Source organism: Rahnella sp. JUb53 (genome assembly GCF_004346065.1).
GTDB lineage: Bacteria > Pseudomonadota > Gammaproteobacteria > Enterobacterales > Enterobacteriaceae > Rahnella > Rahnella variigena.
This window is the reverse complement of the sequence record NZ_SLYT01000005.1, coordinates 37,352-53,704: the sequence shown is the minus strand read 5'-3', so window position 1 is coordinate 53,704 and position 16,353 is coordinate 37,352. Positions and strand designations below refer to the sequence as shown.

Here is a 16,353-nt window from a genome sequence, read left to right as displayed (position 1 = left end):
TGCTTAAAAAAGGATTCTAACATCTCATTCTGTGCTTTCCAGCACTTTTAGCACACGTTTGCGGGAAAAATTTTAATTGCGTGCTACGCGTCGCAGCAAGACGTGACACCTGGGTTGTAACAAAAGCTCAGCCACCCAGACGACTACGCAACATGTAGTAAATAACGAAGCCTGCCACCACAAGTCCCCCGCCAAAACGCCGTAAAACATGGTCCGGAAGATTCGCCAGTGAGAGGATCATTTTTCTCCATGTTTTTGGATAAAGCATCGGCCCCAAACCTTCAAGAACCAAAACTAACGCCAGCGCCAGCCAAATTGTCGAATTCATGTTGAGTGTCTCAGTGCTTCCTTTGCGGAAAATTATATCGGTTTCAGAAAAGACAAAAGGCCCGTCAAGGGCCTTTTGGAAATTGCATCAGCAATTATTTGTTCTTTTGATCAGGAGACTTCATGAAGCGGAAGAAATCGCTGTCAGGGCTCAACACCATGACGTCGTTACCGCTCTTGAAGCTGGCCTCGTAAGCACGCAGGCTACGGATGAATGCGTAGAAGTCAGGATCCTGGCTGAATGCATCAGCAAACAGTTTCGCCGCTTCGGCATCACCTTCACCGCGGGTGATACGGGCTGTACGTTCTGCTTCAGCCACAGTACGGGTTCTTTCGTAATCCGCCGCTGCCTGAATCTTAGTCGCCTCTTCTTTACCCTGAGAAATGTGACGCAATGCCACCGCATTACGCTCAGCGCGCATACGATCGTAAATCGCGCTGGACACTTCTTCCGGCAAGTTGATTTGTTTCAGACGTACGTCCACCACTTCAATACCCAGTGCTGCCATGCTGTTCGGGTTGACCGCAGGCTGTTTGCCTTTGGTTTCCTGTTCAACACGTTTGGCCGCAGAGGCAATCGCATCATCAGCTTCAGTGGTCGCTTCAGGTTCATCACCTACGCTACCGGTGTTCAGCGCATCACGCACGTCCAGCGTCAAACGGCCACGGGAATCGGTCACGATGTCTTTCACATCAAGACGACCAATTTCAGAACGCAGACGGTCACTGAATTTACGTTTCAGCAGAATTTCTGCCTGAGACACATCACCACCGCCCGTTGCCAGGTAGTAGCGGCTGAAATCACTGATACGCCATTTCAGGTAAGAATCGACGATTAAGTCTTTCTTCTCGCTGGTCACGAAGCGGTCAGCCTGGTTGTCCATGGTCTGAATACGCGCATCGAGCATTTTAATGGATTCCACAAAGGGAACTTTAAAATGCAGGCCCGGCGCATAGACCAGCGGTTTATTATCGCTGTCACGCAGGACTTTACCGAAACGCAGCACGATCCCGCGCTGACCTTCCTGAACGACAAACAGTGAGGCATAAAGCGCCACCAGCACCACAACGACGATAAGTAAAAATGACTTACGCATTGTTATTCTCTCCCTACGCGAAGTGTATCGTCACGCTGTGCGTTTGCACGGCGCTGGTCCATGACACTGCCAGACGAACGGGAACTGCTGGTACCGGCACTGCTTTTGCCATTACTGCTGGTTAAACCCGGAACGGAAGGCAACAAACCTGATTCATCATTTTTGCTGGTGTCATTGGCTGCTGCATTGCCGCCACGCAGCATCTGATCCAGCGGTAATACCATCAGGTTATTCCCTTTATCACTCACCAGAACTTTACGGGTGTGACTGAGGACTTTTTCCATGGTTTCGATATAAAGACGCTCACGGGTAATTTCCGGCGCGGCTTTATATTCAGGTAACAGTTTGGAGAAACGGGCAACTTCACCCTGTGCTTCCAGAACAGTACGGTCTTTATAGGCTTTTGCGTCTTCCAGTAAGCGTTGTGCTTCACCATTTGCCAGAGGCTGGATCTGGTTCGCATAAGCTTCTGCTTCACGAATAGACTGTTGCTCTCTTTCACGGGCAGCGATCGCGTTATCGAAGGAAGCTTTCACTTCTTCCGGCGGACGCGCGGTCTGGAAGTTAACGTCCTGAATAGTGATACCCATTTTGTACGGACGAATGGTTTCTTCCAGTACACGTTGGGTATCGCTACGCACCGTGGTACGGCCTTCAGTCAGGATTTTATCCATCGTGTATTTGCCGATAACGCCACGTAATGCGCTGTCCGTTGCCTGGCTCAGGCTGTCGTCAGGATTGGCGACGCTGAACAGATAAGCTTCAGGATCCGTCACGCGGTACTGTACGTTCATTTCAACGCGTACCACGTTTTCGTCAGAGGTCAGCATCACGCCAGACGCAGCAAGTTCACGTACCGATTCTACGTTCACTGCGCGTACCTGGTCGATGAAGGTCGGTTTCCAGTTCAGGCCCGGCTCAACCAGATGGCTGAACTTACCAAAACGGGTCACAACGCCACGTTCGGCTTCTTTAATGGTATAGAAACCTGTCGCAGCCCAGATAACCACCACCGCAGCGACCGCGATGCCGGCAATCCGGGTGCCACTCATTCCATGACCGGAACCGGTTGGCGCACCGTTGTTATTGCTGTTGTTGTTATTGTTGCCTGAACCTTTTCCACCGAAACCACCCAGTTTTTTGCTGAGTTTACGGAAGATATCATCCAGATCAGGTGGCCCCTGATTGCGGCCGCCTTTGTTGTCATTATTTCCACCAGAATTTCCACCAGAGTTGCCGCTATTATTATTGCTGCTGCCCCAGGGGTCGCGGTCCTGTCCGTTATTACCGGGCTGATTCCACGCCATGTTATAGCTCCATTATTCTATGATTGGTGTTCTTCAGGCCAAATCAGACAGGCTCTGGTTGCGGACATAGCTTTCCAGTTCCTGCTCTTGTTTGCAGAGGCGGCGCCAGTCAACGATGGGCATTCGCACCATCAGACCAATACTGCCATCCTCTTCAATCCATTCTTTTTCAATTGCCTGAAGCTGGTAAAAACGGCTACGAAGGCGGCCTGCTTCCGGCGGCAAGCACAATTCATGCTGCGCGATTTCGCCGGAGAGTCGCTCCGTTAATGCCTGAAATAGCAACGGAATGCCTTCACCTGTCACGGCTGAAAGCCAGACTCTGACAGGCAAATTCTCCTCGTTGCGGTCGATACGCGGGACAAAATCATCCAACATATCTATTTTGTTCATCACTAACAGCGCAGGAATTTCATCTGCTTCGATCTCTGCCAGCACCGTATTCACCGCGTCAATATTTTCCTGAACACGGATGTCCGCTGCATCAATAACATGTAATAACAGAGATGCCTGTCGGGTTTCCTGCAACGTTGCTTTAAAGGCCGCAACCAAATCATGGGGCAGGTGACGAATAAACCCTACGGTGTCCGCCAAAACTGTTTCCCCGACATCTGCGACCATAATACGGCGCAGCGTAGGATCAAGCGTAGCAAACAACTGATTGGCCACATAAACATCGGCCTGAGTAATACGGTTAAAAAGTGTGGATTTCCCGGCGTTGGTATATCCAACCAAAGACACCGTCGGAATATCCGCACGAACGCGTGAACGGCGACCTTGTTCACGCTGCTTAGCCACTTTTTCAAGACGGCTGAGGATTAAAGTGATTCTGTCTCGCAGTAAACGGCGGTCAGTTTCGAGCTGGGTTTCACCCGGACCACGTGCGCCAATACCGCCGCCCTGTCGTTCAAGGTGCGTCCAGCCACGAACCAGTCGGGTAGCAATGTGGCGTAATTGCGCCAGTTCTACTTGTAACTTACCTTCGTGTGTTCGGGCCCGCTGGGCAAAAATATCTAATATCAATCCGGTGCGGTCGACAACGCGACATTCGCATAAGGCTTCCAGGTTTCTTTCCTGGCCGGGAGACAAGGCGTGATCAAACAGGATGACAGAGGCGCCCGTTGCTTTGACGGCATCTGCGATTTCTTGGGCCTTTCCTTCACCGACAAAGTATTTTGGGTGCGGTGCCTTACGGCTCCCGGTGACGACTTGCAACGCCTCTACACCTGCAGAAGAAACCAGCGATTCAAATTCGCTCAGGTCTTCCGTGTCTTTGTCTTGCGAGAAATAGATATGAACCAGTACGGCCTGCTCACCGGCTTCATAACGGTCAAACAAGCTTGCGACCTCTCATTTGGGAAATATTCGCCAGCCGGGGGTGCATAAGCATAATCGGAATACTTATGAACCCCTTCGTGGTTGACCAACGCTGCGCTTTATTCAGCGTCATCGTTTTCCTGCTGCGGCTGTTGCGCAGACGGAGTACTACCTTGGTGATAATTGTTGGTGCTGCCCGAACCTGGATTATTGCTATGGTGTGACACCGGGCGGGAAGGCACTACGGTGGAGATAGCGTGTTTATACACCATCTGGCTTACCGTATTTTTTAACAGAATGACAAACTGGTCAAAAGACTCAATCTGGCCTTGCAGCTTAATACCATTCACCAAGTAAATAGAAACCGGAACACGTTCACGACGCAATGCGTTCAGGAACGGATCTTGCAAAGATTGCCCCTTAGCCATTCTATCTTTTCCTTATTAGTTTGTTGTTTGTAACTTTGAGCCTATCGGCTCGAAAATAAATCACATAAAAAATTTGCGCGCTGAGTACTCATCAATTGTACACAATCACCCAACCTATGCACTAACAACCTGAATTACACGGTTTAAGGCCTCTTCTGGCTTCTCAGAATCGAGCCATTCGACACCCTCCCAACCTCGCAACCAGGTCATCTGACGTTTGGCCAGCTGTCGTGTCGCGCAAACACCACGATAAACCATTTCATCGTAATCGAATTCACCAGACAAATATGACCACATCTGGCGATAGCCTACACAGCGAATAGAAGGCAAATCGGTATGCAAATCGCCCCGAGCTATCAGCGTTCTGACTTCGTCTTCAAAACCATTGGACAACATCTGACTAAAACGTTCCTCGATCCGCGTATGTAATAATTCACGACGGGTCGGGGCAATCGCAAACTGATGAACACGATAGGGCAATGTTTCACCCGAAATTTTAGTCAGTTCCGTTAAAGTTTTACCCGAAATAAAAAAAACTTCCAGTGCTCTGGACAGTCTCTGCGGATCATTCGGATGAATTCGCATAGCCGCCACCGGGTCTATCTCGCGCAATTGGTCATGAAGTGCTTCCCAACCCTGCTCCGCCGCCTGCTTTTCGATACGTTCACGAACCTCAGGGTCGGCCGGTGGTAACGGGGAAAGTCCTTCAAGCAATGCCTTGAAATAAAGCATAGTCCCACCTACCAATAACGGGATCTTATTGCGTGAGGTTATTTCAGCCATTTCGCGTAATGCGTCGCGACGAAAGTCTGCCGCGGAATAAGCCTCGGCCGGATCCAGAATGTCGATCAGACAGTGCGGCGCTTGCGCCAGCTCTTCCGCCGTCGGTTTCGCTGTGCCGATGTCCATCCCACGATAGATTAAAGCCGAGTCCACGCTGACTAACTCAACGGGAAGATGGTTCATCAGCGACATCGCCAGTGCCGTTTTACCGGATGCGGTCGGCCCCATGATAAAGATTGCCGGGGGAAGCGCGTTGTTTTCAGAGTCAGTCATGCTTAAAAGCCGCCAGCGCGGGCTGTAAATCAAGAGGTTGCAGAAGTCCGGACGGAGGCGATTTCACCAACTGCGGGCAAAGACGCTCAACATCCGTGAGTAATTGTATGGCTTGTGAAATCGTCCAGACCTCGTGCTCGCAGCCACAGTGGCGGGCAAACCACATGGCTACCGCATCAGAAGTCACCTCCTGCTGAACAGCAAGGTAACCTAACAGATCAGGTATCAACTTTTGTAAATTTTGTTGGCGTAATGGTAAAGGTACCGCGCGAACCGTCACACGATGCGACTCATTGAGCATTTCTAAACCAAAATGCTGCAATAACGTCTGATGCCGCGCCATGACAGCGGCCTCTTCTTTACTGACGTTCAGTTTAAGCGGAATCAAAAGCGGCTGCGGACGTAACCCTTCTTCCGGCGGTGTCAGCTGTGCCCATTTCAGCCAGCGATCGGCCACCGGCAACGACAGCAGCACCAGTTGTTTGCCGCGCTCAAGTAACGCATATTCCGCCGAACAGACCGTCAGCACACGTCCGAAACTCTGACTGTGTGATTCCAGTGCCGGTTCAGCCAGTGTACGGGCCACAGAAGCGGCAGACTTAGCGGGCTGTGCCACGACAGGAACCGGTTCCTGTAAGGTGAATGACTCCGGCGCAGGCTGCAATAAACGGCCGTAAGCCTTGCTTTCAGAAGGATTGTAAGCCGGTTCATTGCTGCGAAAAGCCGGTTCCCGTGGCTGACTGGCACGTGCTGTTTCAGGAAACACATTTTCACGCGGTGGTGATGATTTACGTTCTGCCGGTTGCGAGAAATGATTCCCGCCTGCGGCCTGACGGTTTTCCTGCTGCCAGCGCGGTGTATCTTGCTGTAGCTGTGGCTCATCCAGAACCGGCGCGCCCGCCTGCTGCAATACGGACATTACCGCCTGATAAATAAAATCGTGTACCAGCCGCGACTGATGGAAGCGCACTTCGTGTTTGGCCGGATGCACATTCACATCCACCTGATGCGGATCGACATCCAGATAAAGCACATACGCAGGTTGCTGATCGTCTTTCAACTGATCCTGATAGGCCTGCCGGATCGCGTGATTAATCAGACGATCCTTCATCATACGATTATTCACATAGCAATATTGCATGTCAGTCAGGTTGCGCGAACCTGCCGGATCCGCCACCCAGCCACGGATCGCCAGGTCACCGTGACTCCATTCCACTTCCAGCGCGTGCTCGACGAATGTCGGGCTGCAAATGCTTGCCAGACGTCGGGAGAACTGCGAAGGGTCTTTGACCGCGCGATACTGCCGAATAAGCTTGCCGTTGTGGCTGAGATTGACGGACACGTCAAAGCGCGCCAGCGCAATCCGGCGGACAACTTCATCAATATGGGTAAATTCGGTTTTCTCAGTGCGCATGAACTTACGGCGGGCGGGCGTGTTGTAGAACAAATCCAGCACTTCGATGGTCGAGCCCTGCGGATGCGCCGCGGGTTTGACTGTGACCGCCATGTCGCGCCCTTCGGCGTAGGCCTGCCAGGCTTCATTTTGCTCAGCCGTACGTGATGTCAGGATAAGACGCGAAACCGAGCTTATACTCGCCAGCGCTTCGCCGCGGAATCCCAGACTCATGATAGCTTCGAGATCGTCAAGACAGGTGATTTTACTGGTTGCATGACGCGCCAGCGCCAGCGCAAGTTCGTCTTTGCCAATACCACAGCCGTTATCGCGAATGCGGATTAGCTTGGCACCGCCGCGATCGATATCAATATCGATTCGCGTTGCGCCGGCATCAAGGCTGTTTTCCACCAGCTCTTTCACCACGGAAGCCGGCCTTTCGACAACTTCGCCCGCAGCTATCTGGTTAGCAAGTTGCGGCGGCAGTACCTTGATCGGCATAGCGGCTCCTGTGGCTGACGGTGATGAACCGCCTATGACTGTGGAATAGTTAAGGTTTGGCCGAGCTGTACCTCGCCAGACTTCATGTGATTTGCGGTTTTGATGTCATTCATACTGACACCATATTTACTCGCGATTGCCGACAACGTATCACCGCGTTTAACGGTATGTTTCGACGATTTCTTCGACGCTTTTGCCGTTGTACCAGAAGATGTGCGGGTGCCCGCTGGCACTTTCAATCGCTGGCCGACCCAGACACCGTCTTTTTTCAGTTTATTGAGGTCACGCAGTGCCGCAGTCGTCGTGCCGTAGCTGTTTGCGATGCCGGTCAGCGTTTCGCCGCGGGTCACTTTATGGATCTGCGTCGCACCGGCTGCACCGGCGGTCACTTCAATCGGTCCCGGCTGATTACTGGCTTTCGCGCTACTGTCGGCCGCCGCTGCTGATGAGGCCAGCAGCGGACGGTTTTCGACCTTTGGGCCGTTTTGTATCGGATGCGACTGGAAATAATTACGCAGACCGATGTGTATGGCCCTCGCAATTTTATCCTGGTACGCGCTGCTGCCCAGCAGCCGCTCCTCAGTTGAGTTACTGATAAAGCCGGTTTCCACCAGCAGGGAAGGAATATCTGGCGAGCGTAATACGCCTAAACTGGCATGCTCCGGCTTGGCTTTATGCAACGAGCCGACGGAGCGCAGTTCGCGCAGAACACGGGTCGCGACGTCATAGCCGACACGTTGAGAATGACCGAACTGCAAATCGAGCACGGCCTGACTCAGGTACGGATCGGATGCGGTATTCGCCAGCACGTCACCCGCACCACCTAACAGCTCAGATTGCTTCTCGTGCTGCTCGAGCCAGTTACCCATTTCGCTGTTCGCGCGGCGGTTCGATAATACCCAAACCGATGCGCCACGCGCGCTGCGGCTTGGCGCGGCATCGGCGTGAATGGAAACCAGTACGTTGGCGTTTTTCTTACGCGCCACATCGGAACGTCCCATGACGGAAATAAAGTAATCACCGTCACGGGTTAATACCGGCTGGAACATCGGATCAGCATTCAGAATCGCCTGCAATTTCCGGGCGATGGCAATAGTGACGTTCTTTTCTTTAAGACCGCCCGCACCGATGGCTCCGGGATCCTGTCCGCCGTGACCGGCATCAATCGCGACAATGATTCTGCTGTCGCTGGTGCTGACAGTTGATGAACGCGAGTTATCAGGGGCGACAGAAGTGGAAACCACTTTGGTCTGATCGTTGGTAAACGGATTGGATTTAGACGATGGCGTGACCGTTTTGCCTGCATTTGGCGAAGGCGTATTGGTGGCTGTGACAACCGGCGCAGCACGGCGTGGTGCGGGCGCGGCGGCATTCATGGTCAGCACTACCGTGTACTGGCTGCCGTCTTTTTGTTTCGTCGCGTTGGTTCTGACTTTCTGATTAAGCTCAAACACCAGACGCTGGCTTTGTGCATTCGGCGGGGTACTGGCACGCACACGCGTCACCAGGTTCTGGCCGTTAAAATTCAGCGGCAGGCCTTTCATCACGCCGTCCTGGCGGATATCCATCACCACACGTTCAGGATTATGCAGCGGGAAAAAGGAGTAATCCGGCGAACCGTCAAACGTAATCGTGACCGTCGACTGCGTCTGGCCATTGGAGACATTGATATTTTTCATGCCCGCCGCAAAAACCGGCGACGCCAGCACAGCAAACAACATCAGCGTCGATAACATCCGCGTCGATAATGACATCGCCGCCGACGTAAACAGAGAGGTAAAACGTGAGTTCATCGCGTGATCATCCTTGCTGTTGAACACGATGCAGCAAATTTATACCAGATTCGGACACCGCCACCAGCTTCGCGGTGCGCCCGGTCTGGGAATAATCCAGCGTCAGTTCTATATCTGGTTCGGGTAACACGCCAGCACCCTGCTGCGGCCATTCCACCAGACAAATAGCATCCTGTGCGAAATAGTCGCGGATCCCCATAAATTCCAGTTCTTCAGGATCAGCCAGGCGATACAAGTCAAAATGATAGACGGCGATCTTTTCCAGTTGATAAGGCTCAACCAGCGTGTAGGTCGGGCTTTTCACATTGCCCTGATGCCCCAATGCCTGAAGAAATCCCCGGCTAAAGGTTGTTTTACCGGCTCCCAGATCGCCATAAAGATGGATAACCGTTGAGCCTTCGCAGGCTTTCGCCAGTGAAGCACCTAGTTGCAGCGTTGCCGCTTCGTCGGGTAGAGAGATATTAAGTTGATTCATTCAGTGATATCTATTTCTTCAGGTCTGGATTAACTAACGGGGCAATCACCGCTAAAAGATCAGTTGCCAGCATACCGCGCGTTCCCTGCCGGTGGGCAATTTCGTCTGCGGCAGCGCCATGAACCACTGAGCCCGCGCAGGCCGCATCATAAATATTCAGTTTCTGAGCCAGCAATCCGCCAATGATACCAGAAAGCACGTCGCCCATGCCGCCGGATGCCATACCGGCATTGCCGACATCTGCCAGCGCCATTTCGCCATGTTCACTGGCAATCAGACTGCCCGCACCTTTAAGCACTACCACGCCGCCATAGCGTTCCGTGAGTTTCTGCGCCGAAAGTAAGCGGTCACTCTCAATTTCCTTCACGCTGCAACCGAGTAAGCGGGCTGCTTCGCCAGGATGAGGCGTCAGTACGCGATTTTGCCGTTTCCCGGGATTGATTGCCAGCAGGTTAAGCGCATCAGCGTCCCATAACGCCGGTTTATCCCACTTTGCCGCGCGTTCGACCGCCTGTTTACCCCATTCTTTCTGGCCTAAACCGGGGCCGATGACTAACACATCCGCCCATTCCAGCCCTTCATCGAGCGATTCTGCGGTCAGTTCCTGCACCATGAGCTCAGGTCTGGCGGTCAGCAACGGGCCAGCGTGCTCTTTGTGAGTGAGTACTCGCACCAGACCAGCACCGGTGCGCAGCGCGGCTTCCGACGCCATTCGGATTGCACCGGCAAACCCGATATCGCCGCCAACCACCAATAAACGCCCGTGTTCACCTTTGTGGGAACACGGACGGCGCGGGTGCAACCATGTGCCTAACTGCGACGCATCCAGCCGCTGTAACGCTGCCAGATGTCCACCCAGCCAGCTTTGCAGCCCCAGCGCATCACAATGTAATTTACCGGTGTAATCGCGCGCCTGTCCGGTCAGCAAACCGGGTTTCAAGGCGATGAAACTGACAGTGTGCGTGGCGTGAACCGCCTTCCCCGCTGTCTGGCCAGTTTGCGCATCAAGCCCCGAAGGAATATCGAGAGATATCACTGGCAATGATGCCGAATTAGTGGCGTCAATCAGCCCGTCGTAAGGTGCGCGGGGCGCAGAAGATAAACCGGTACCGAGCAAACCATCGATAATCAGATCAGCATCGTCCGGCCATGCAGAATCGGCAGAATTGATTTCTCCGCCACTTTTCAGCCAACCCGTTCGCGCCATTTCCGCTTCATCAGGCAGCGGTTTGCTCCCTTCCACGGCCAGCAGCGTCACGCGTATACTTGCGCTTTTCGCCAGACGCGCCATTTCAAAACCGTCACCGCCGTTATTGCCGTGACCACACAAAATCAGCCAGTGCCGCGTGTGTGGAAATTCACGCTGCGCCAGTAAAAAAGCGGCCTTCGCCGCACGTTGCATCAGTGTAAACAGAGAAATCCCCGTTTCCTGCGCCGCCTGACGCTCAGCTTTTCGCAGCCAGTCAGCAGAAAACACGGAATGTGGTAAACTCGCCTCGTTTCGTTTTTCACGTTGGTTCGTCATGACACTCCCTCTCGATCTCGTTCAACTGGCTCAACATATCAAGCAATGGGGCCAATCGCTAGGCTTCCAGCAGGTTGGCATCTGCGATACAGACTTATCTGTTGAAGAGCCCAAACTGCAAGACTGGCTTGATAAACAATATCATGGCGAGATGGACTGGATGGCGCGCCACGGCATGTTACGTGCCCGTCCGCATGAATTACTGCCCGGCACGTTGCGGGTGATCAGCGTGCGCATGAACTATCTGCCCGCCAAAGCCGCCTTTGCCAAAACCCTGAATAATCCGCAACTCGGTTATGTCAGCCGTTACGCCCTGGGACGCGACTATCACAAGGTGTTGCGGCAGCGCCTGAAAAAACTGGGCGACATGATCCAGGCGCATTGTACTGAGCATGCTGATCAGACCGTCACCTTCCGCCCCTTTGTGGATTCCGCGCCGGTCATGGAGCGCCCGCTGGCAGCGAAAGCCGGTCTTGGCTGGGTTGGTAAACACTCACTTATTCTCAACCGTGAATCCGGCTCGTGGTTCTTTCTCGGCGAACTGCTGATTGATTTGCCGTTGCCCGTCGATCAGCCTCAGGAAGAGAAATGCGGCAAATGCGTGGCCTGCATGACCACTTGCCCGACCGGTGCCATCGTTGCGCCTTATACCGTTGACGCGCGCCGCTGCATTTCCTATCTGACTATCGAACTGGAAGGCGCGATACCGGAAGAATTCCGCCCGCTGATGGGCAACCGCATCTACGGCTGCGATGACTGTCAGCTGATCTGCCCCTGGAATCGTTATTCGCAACTGACTGATGAAGAAGATTTTAGCCCGCGTGCCGCGCTGCATGCGCCGGAGCTGATGACTTTGTTTGGCTGGACGGAAGAGAAATTTTTACGGATTACGGAAGGTTCGCCAATACGACGTATCGGACATCTGCGCTGGCTGCGCAACATAGCAGTGGCATTAGGCAATGCGCCCTACTCGCAGGACGTGATGGATTCGCTGCATTCGCGCGAAGGGGAAAATGCGCTGCTGGATGAACATATCAGCTGGGCTATCGCACAACAGGTAGAAAGAAGAAATGAACATCGTGTCGAAGTACAAACACTGCAGCAGAAACGGCTGATCCGTGCGGTGGAAAAAGGTTTGCCAAGGGATGCATAACATTTCCCAAAAAACGCTGTTCTTCTTTATATAATTTTCTGTGCATAAAAATAAAAATGCTTTGCCAATCAAGTGCAAAAAAAAGAGCAAGTGATCGTCATAACGTTTCGTTATAAATTTATTATGATATAAATCAGCGTGTTATATTTTGGCAATATGGCGGGCGCAAAAAACAGACAGTGCAAAAAAACACCTAAAGCTGTGGATAAGTCTGTTTAAAAAAATAATACAAACCGTGTAATGATTGTTTCATTCGCGCACGAAATATGCACCAGAAAGGCATAAAGAAATGATTTTGTACTGAAGAAGAAAACTGGAGCGGGAAACGAGACTCGAACTCGCGACCCCGACCTTGGCAAGGTCGTGCTCTACCAACTGAGCTATTCCCGCATTGAGATGTCTGGCATCTGCTGTACTGTTAAAAATGTACAGACTTTGAAATTTTGGAGCGGGAAACGAGACTCGAACTCGCGACCCCGACCTTGGCAAGGTCGTGCTCTACCAACTGAGCTATTCCCGCGTCGCATGGCACTGCATTTTTTACGTTTTAATCTTTAAATCTAACTACTTAAAAATTTGGAGCGGGAAACGAGACTCGAACTCGCGACCCCGACCTTGGCAAGGTCGTGCTCTACCAACTGAGCTATTCCCGCTCTGCGCACTCAACGAAATTCTTCATCGGTACGGGGTGCGCATTATACGAGAAATCCTTTTAGCCGCAAGCCCCTGAAAGCAAAAAAATGAATTTTTCGTTCAAGTGCCGATTAAAACATCAATCCGGTGAATTAATCAGCGAAACACGGTGAATTCGTGTTCCACAGGTTTTTTTAAAGATTTTTTAAAATATTTCTCATAAATCATTCGAGTTGCAGGAAGGCGGCAAACTCGTTCATCCCGATGGCTGACATGGGTCAGTGATTCGGATGAGAGAGTGCAGCCAACGCATCTGCAACCTGAAGGATGAGGAAGATTAAAGATTAATAAAGTGTTCGCGGTAATACGCTAACTCAGCCACGGATTCACGAATATCGTCCAGCGCCTGATGGGTATTCTGCTTCTTAAAGCCGCCCAGCACTTCCGGTTTCCAGCGGCGCGCCAGTTCTTTGAGCGTACTGACGTCCAGATAGCGGTAATGGAAATAGGCTTCCAGCTCCGGCATGTACTTAAACAGGAAGCGTCTGTCCTGCCCGACGCTGTTACCACAAATCGGCGATTTACCCGCCGGAACCCACTCGCGCAGAAACTCGATGGTTTTTTGCTGCGCCGCATTGTCATCAAACGGGCTGGCTTTCACACGTTCCACCAGACCGCTGCCGGTGTGCGTGCGCACATTCCAGTCGTCCATCAGCGCCATCTGAGCGTCAGACTGATGCACTGCCATCACCGGCCCTTCGGCCAGAATGTTCAGATGCGCGTCGGTCACCAGCGTGGCAATCTCAATAATGCGGTCACGTTCAGGATCCAGACCGGTCATTTCCAGGTCGATCCAAATTAAGTTCGAGTCATTTGCAGCCATGATGTGTCCTGTTACAAAGTAGAGAGTTGACGGAGATCTCCGTCATTCGGGCATTTAATATAAAATAGCTGGTATCATAGTCGTTTTGGTCGCACCGAGCGATTAAAGCCAGTTAAGTGAGGCGCAGTGACTAAGTCAAAACTGTCTAAAGGGCAACAACGTCGCGTTCAGACTAACCATCAGCGTCGTCTGACACAGACCGACAAACGGAAAGAGCTGGACGATTCTCTGCATGGCGAACCGCAGGACGGTGTTGTCATCAGCCGTTTCGGGATGCATGCGGACGTTGAAGCGGCCGACGGCAGCCAGCACCGTTGCAATATCCGCCGTACCATCCGTTCTCTGGTCACCGGTGACCGCGTTGTATGGCGCGCCGGGGAAAACACCAGTGTGAAAGGCATCGTCGAGGCGGTACACGAACGCACCTCCGTTCTGACACGCCCTGATTTCTATGATGGCGTAAAACCCATCGCCGCGAACATTAACCAGATTGTGATTGTCTCCGCCATTCTGCCGGAGCTGTCGCTTAATATCATCGACCGTTATCTGGTTGCGTGCGAAACCGTGGAAGTTGAGCCGCTGATTGTGCTCAACAAAATCGATCTGCTTGATGACGAAGGTCGTAAATTCGTTCAGGGCATGATGGATATCTACCGCAATATCAATTATCGCGTACTTGAAGTGTCGAGCCAGACCGGCGAAGGCATGCCAGCGTTTGAAACGGCGCTGACCGACCGCATCAGTATTTTCGCGGGTCAGTCGGGTGTGGGTAAATCAAGCCTGCTGAACGCCCTTCTGCCACCGGATGAAAAACAAATTCTGGTGAACGAAGTGTCTGATAACTCAGGTCTTGGCCAGCACACCACCACGGCAGCGCGTCTGTATCACTTCCAGCATGGCGGCGACGTTATCGATTCCCCGGGCGTGCGTGAATTTGGTTTGTGGCACCTTGCGCCAGAGCAGATCACCCAGGGCTTTGTCGAATTCCGTCCTTTCCTCGGTTACTGCAAATTCCGCGACTGTAAACATGGCAGCGATCCGGGCTGTGCAATCCGTGACGCCGTAGACCGTGGCGAAATTGCCGAAGAACGTTTCGATAACTACCACCGTATTCTGGAAAGTATGGAAGACGTAAAAACGCGTAAAAACTTTGACGCGCTTTAATGCTAATTAATTGAATTAACATGTTAATGGCAAACGGGTGAAGTTAACGGAAGTTGAACCGTTGATTTCACCCCGTTACAATCCTCCGCCATACAACACTGCGTGACCCTGAACAGGATTCAGGGTTTCCTGCAAAATGGCCGGTAACGCCGGTCATTCATACCATCCAAGAGGTTTTCCCCGTGCTGGACAGTATCAAAATCAAACTTCAATACTTACTTCCTAAACAAGGACTGACCCGTCTTGCTGGCTGGGGCGCGGATAAACGTGCCGCCACGCTGACCCATTGGGTGATCAAAGCCTTTGCGCGTTTTTATAACGTCGACATGAAAGAAGCACAAAATCCGGATCTGAAATCTTACGCGACATTCAACGAATTCTTCGTCCGTCCGCTGCGCGATGGCGCGCGTCCGGTGGTCAGCGGTTTAGATATGCTTTGCCTGCCAGCCGACGGTGCAGTCAGTCAGTTAGGCGCAATTACCGATGGCAAACTGTTCCAGGCCAAAGGCCATTTTTACAGTTTAGAAGCGCTGCTGGCGGGTAACTATCTGCTCGCAGAGCAGTTCAGAGACGGCAAGTTCGCGACTATCTATCTGGCACCGCGCGATTATCACCGTGTGCATATGCCGTGCGACGGCGTGCTGCGCGAAATGATTTATGTGCCGGGCGATTTGTTCTCCGTGAATCCGCTGACTGCCGCCAACGTGCCGAATCTGTTCGCCCGTAACGAGCGCGTCATCTGCGTCTTTGATACTGAATTCGGTCCGATGGTGCAGATTCTGGTTGGCGCAACGATTGTCGGCAGTATTGAAACCGTCTGGGCTGGCTGTGTCACACCGCCGCGCGAAGGCATTATCAAGCGCTGGACCTATCCGGCTGCAGGCGAAGAAGGCGCAATCGCACTGGAAAAAGGTCAGGAAATGGGCCGCTTCAAACTGGGTTCCACCGTGATCAACCTGTTTGCAGCAAATCAGACCCGTTTCATGCCAAATTTGAAAAATGGCACCGTGACCCGCATGGGCGAACCGTTCGCCGAAGCTCTGCGTACACCAGCAACTGCAACGGCGGAACCAGTTGTAGCAGAACCGATCGTAGCGGAGCCAGTCGTTGCAGAAACTGTAGTTACGGAGCCTGTAGTTACAAAACCTGTAGTTACAAAACCTGTAGTTGCTGAGCCTGTAGTTACAAAGCCTGTAGTCGCTGAGCCTGTGGTTACCGAAGTCCCTGTCAAAACAGAAACACCAGCAGGTGTGGCAACGGCTGAACCACAAGCGCCTAAAGACTACTGAGTTCAGACTGAA

Annotated in this window: 14 protein-coding genes and 3 tRNA genes; 3 read left to right on the top strand and 14 right to left on the bottom strand. The window is 52.4% G+C overall.

Annotated elements, in window-relative coordinates; all coding sequences use genetic code 11:
- Positions 1–127: 127 nt before the first annotated feature.
- The 10 genes from EC840_RS13335 to nnr form a co-directional block, all read right to left on the bottom strand.
- A complete protein-coding gene (locus EC840_RS13335; protein WP_112286827.1) occupies positions 128–328 on the bottom strand; it encodes a DUF2065 domain-containing protein in 201 nt (66 codons plus the stop codon).
- A gap of 94 nt (positions 329–422) precedes the next feature.
- Complete coding sequence (hflC, locus tag EC840_RS13330; protein WP_112286828.1) at positions 423–1,424, bottom strand: protease modulator HflC; 1,002 nt, start codon at positions 1,422–1,424, stop codon at positions 423–425.
- Positions 1,425–1,426: 2 nt separating this feature from the next.
- On the bottom strand, positions 1,427–2,731 hold the full coding sequence (gene hflK / locus EC840_RS13325; RefSeq protein ID WP_113877087.1) for an FtsH protease activity modulator HflK: 1,305 nt from the start codon (positions 2,729–2,731) through the stop codon (positions 1,427–1,429).
- Between the two features lie 33 nt (positions 2,732–2,764).
- Complete coding sequence (gene hflX / locus EC840_RS13320) at positions 2,765–4,069, bottom strand: ribosome rescue GTPase HflX (RefSeq protein WP_014333660.1); 1,305 nt, start codon at positions 4,067–4,069, stop codon at positions 2,765–2,767.
- A 98-nt stretch (positions 4,070–4,167) separates the two neighbouring features.
- Positions 4,168–4,476, bottom strand: a complete 309-nt coding sequence (gene hfq / locus EC840_RS13315) for an RNA chaperone Hfq (RefSeq protein ID WP_013573763.1) — start codon at positions 4,474–4,476, stop codon at positions 4,168–4,170.
- Positions 4,477–4,590: 114 nt separating this feature from the next.
- The gene (gene miaA / locus EC840_RS13310) at positions 4,591–5,532 is read right to left on the bottom strand and encodes a tRNA (adenosine(37)-N6)-dimethylallyltransferase MiaA (protein WP_113877086.1); all 942 of its coding nucleotides are present in this window, start codon (positions 5,530–5,532) and stop codon (positions 4,591–4,593) included.
- Complete coding sequence (mutL, locus tag EC840_RS13305; protein WP_132965700.1) at positions 5,525–7,426, bottom strand: DNA mismatch repair endonuclease MutL; 1,902 nt, start codon at positions 7,424–7,426, stop codon at positions 5,525–5,527. Before mutL ends, miaA begins: the two co-directional genes overlap by 8 nt.
- A gap of 32 nt (positions 7,427–7,458) precedes the next feature.
- Positions 7,459–9,219, bottom strand: coding sequence for an N-acetylmuramoyl-L-alanine amidase AmiB (gene amiB, locus EC840_RS13300; protein WP_132965699.1), 1,761 nt, complete (start codon positions 9,217–9,219; stop codon positions 7,459–7,461).
- Between the two features lie 7 nt (positions 9,220–9,226).
- Positions 9,227–9,694 (bottom strand): tRNA (adenosine(37)-N6)-threonylcarbamoyltransferase complex ATPase subunit type 1 TsaE, encoded by a 468-nt coding sequence (gene tsaE, locus EC840_RS13295; RefSeq protein ID WP_112286833.1) that lies wholly within the window; start codon positions 9,692–9,694, stop codon positions 9,227–9,229.
- Positions 9,695–9,704: 10 nt separating this feature from the next.
- Entirely contained in the window at positions 9,705–11,219 is a 1,515-nt protein-coding gene (gene nnr / locus EC840_RS13290; protein ID WP_132965697.1) for a bifunctional ADP-dependent NAD(P)H-hydrate dehydratase/NAD(P)H-hydrate epimerase, read from the bottom strand.
- Here nnr and queG point away from each other — a divergent pair.
- Positions 11,218–12,372 carry a tRNA epoxyqueuosine(34) reductase QueG gene (gene queG / locus EC840_RS13285; RefSeq protein ID WP_113877082.1) on the top strand — a complete coding sequence of 385 codons (1,155 nt, stop codon included), beginning with the start codon at positions 11,218–11,220 and terminating at the stop codon, positions 12,370–12,372. The two genes, nnr and queG, sit on opposite strands and share 2 nt — an antisense overlap.
- Before the next feature lie 314 nt (positions 12,373–12,686).
- Here the strand turns inward: queG and EC840_RS13280 are convergent.
- From EC840_RS13280 to orn, 4 genes are all read right to left on the bottom strand, one after another.
- Positions 12,687–12,762, bottom strand: a tRNA-Gly gene (locus tag EC840_RS13280).
- Positions 12,763–12,816: 54 nt separating this feature from the next.
- A tRNA-Gly gene (locus EC840_RS13275) sits at positions 12,817–12,892 on the bottom strand.
- Between the two features lie 57 nt (positions 12,893–12,949).
- Positions 12,950–13,025, bottom strand: a tRNA-Gly gene (locus EC840_RS13270).
- Between the two features lie 317 nt (positions 13,026–13,342).
- Positions 13,343–13,888 carry an oligoribonuclease gene (gene orn / locus EC840_RS13265; RefSeq protein WP_132965695.1) on the bottom strand — a complete coding sequence of 182 codons (546 nt, stop codon included), beginning with the start codon at positions 13,886–13,888 and terminating at the stop codon, positions 13,343–13,345.
- A gap of 126 nt (positions 13,889–14,014) precedes the next feature.
- Between orn and rsgA the strand changes: the two genes are divergently transcribed.
- Entirely contained in the window at positions 14,015–15,052 is a 1,038-nt protein-coding gene (gene rsgA, locus EC840_RS13260) for a small ribosomal subunit biogenesis GTPase RsgA (RefSeq protein WP_112289774.1), read from the top strand.
- Between the two features lie 182 nt (positions 15,053–15,234).
- Positions 15,235–16,341, top strand: a complete 1,107-nt coding sequence (gene asd, locus EC840_RS13255) for an archaetidylserine decarboxylase (protein WP_243701068.1) — start codon at positions 15,235–15,237, stop codon at positions 16,339–16,341.
- Positions 16,342–16,353: the final 12 nt, after the last annotated feature.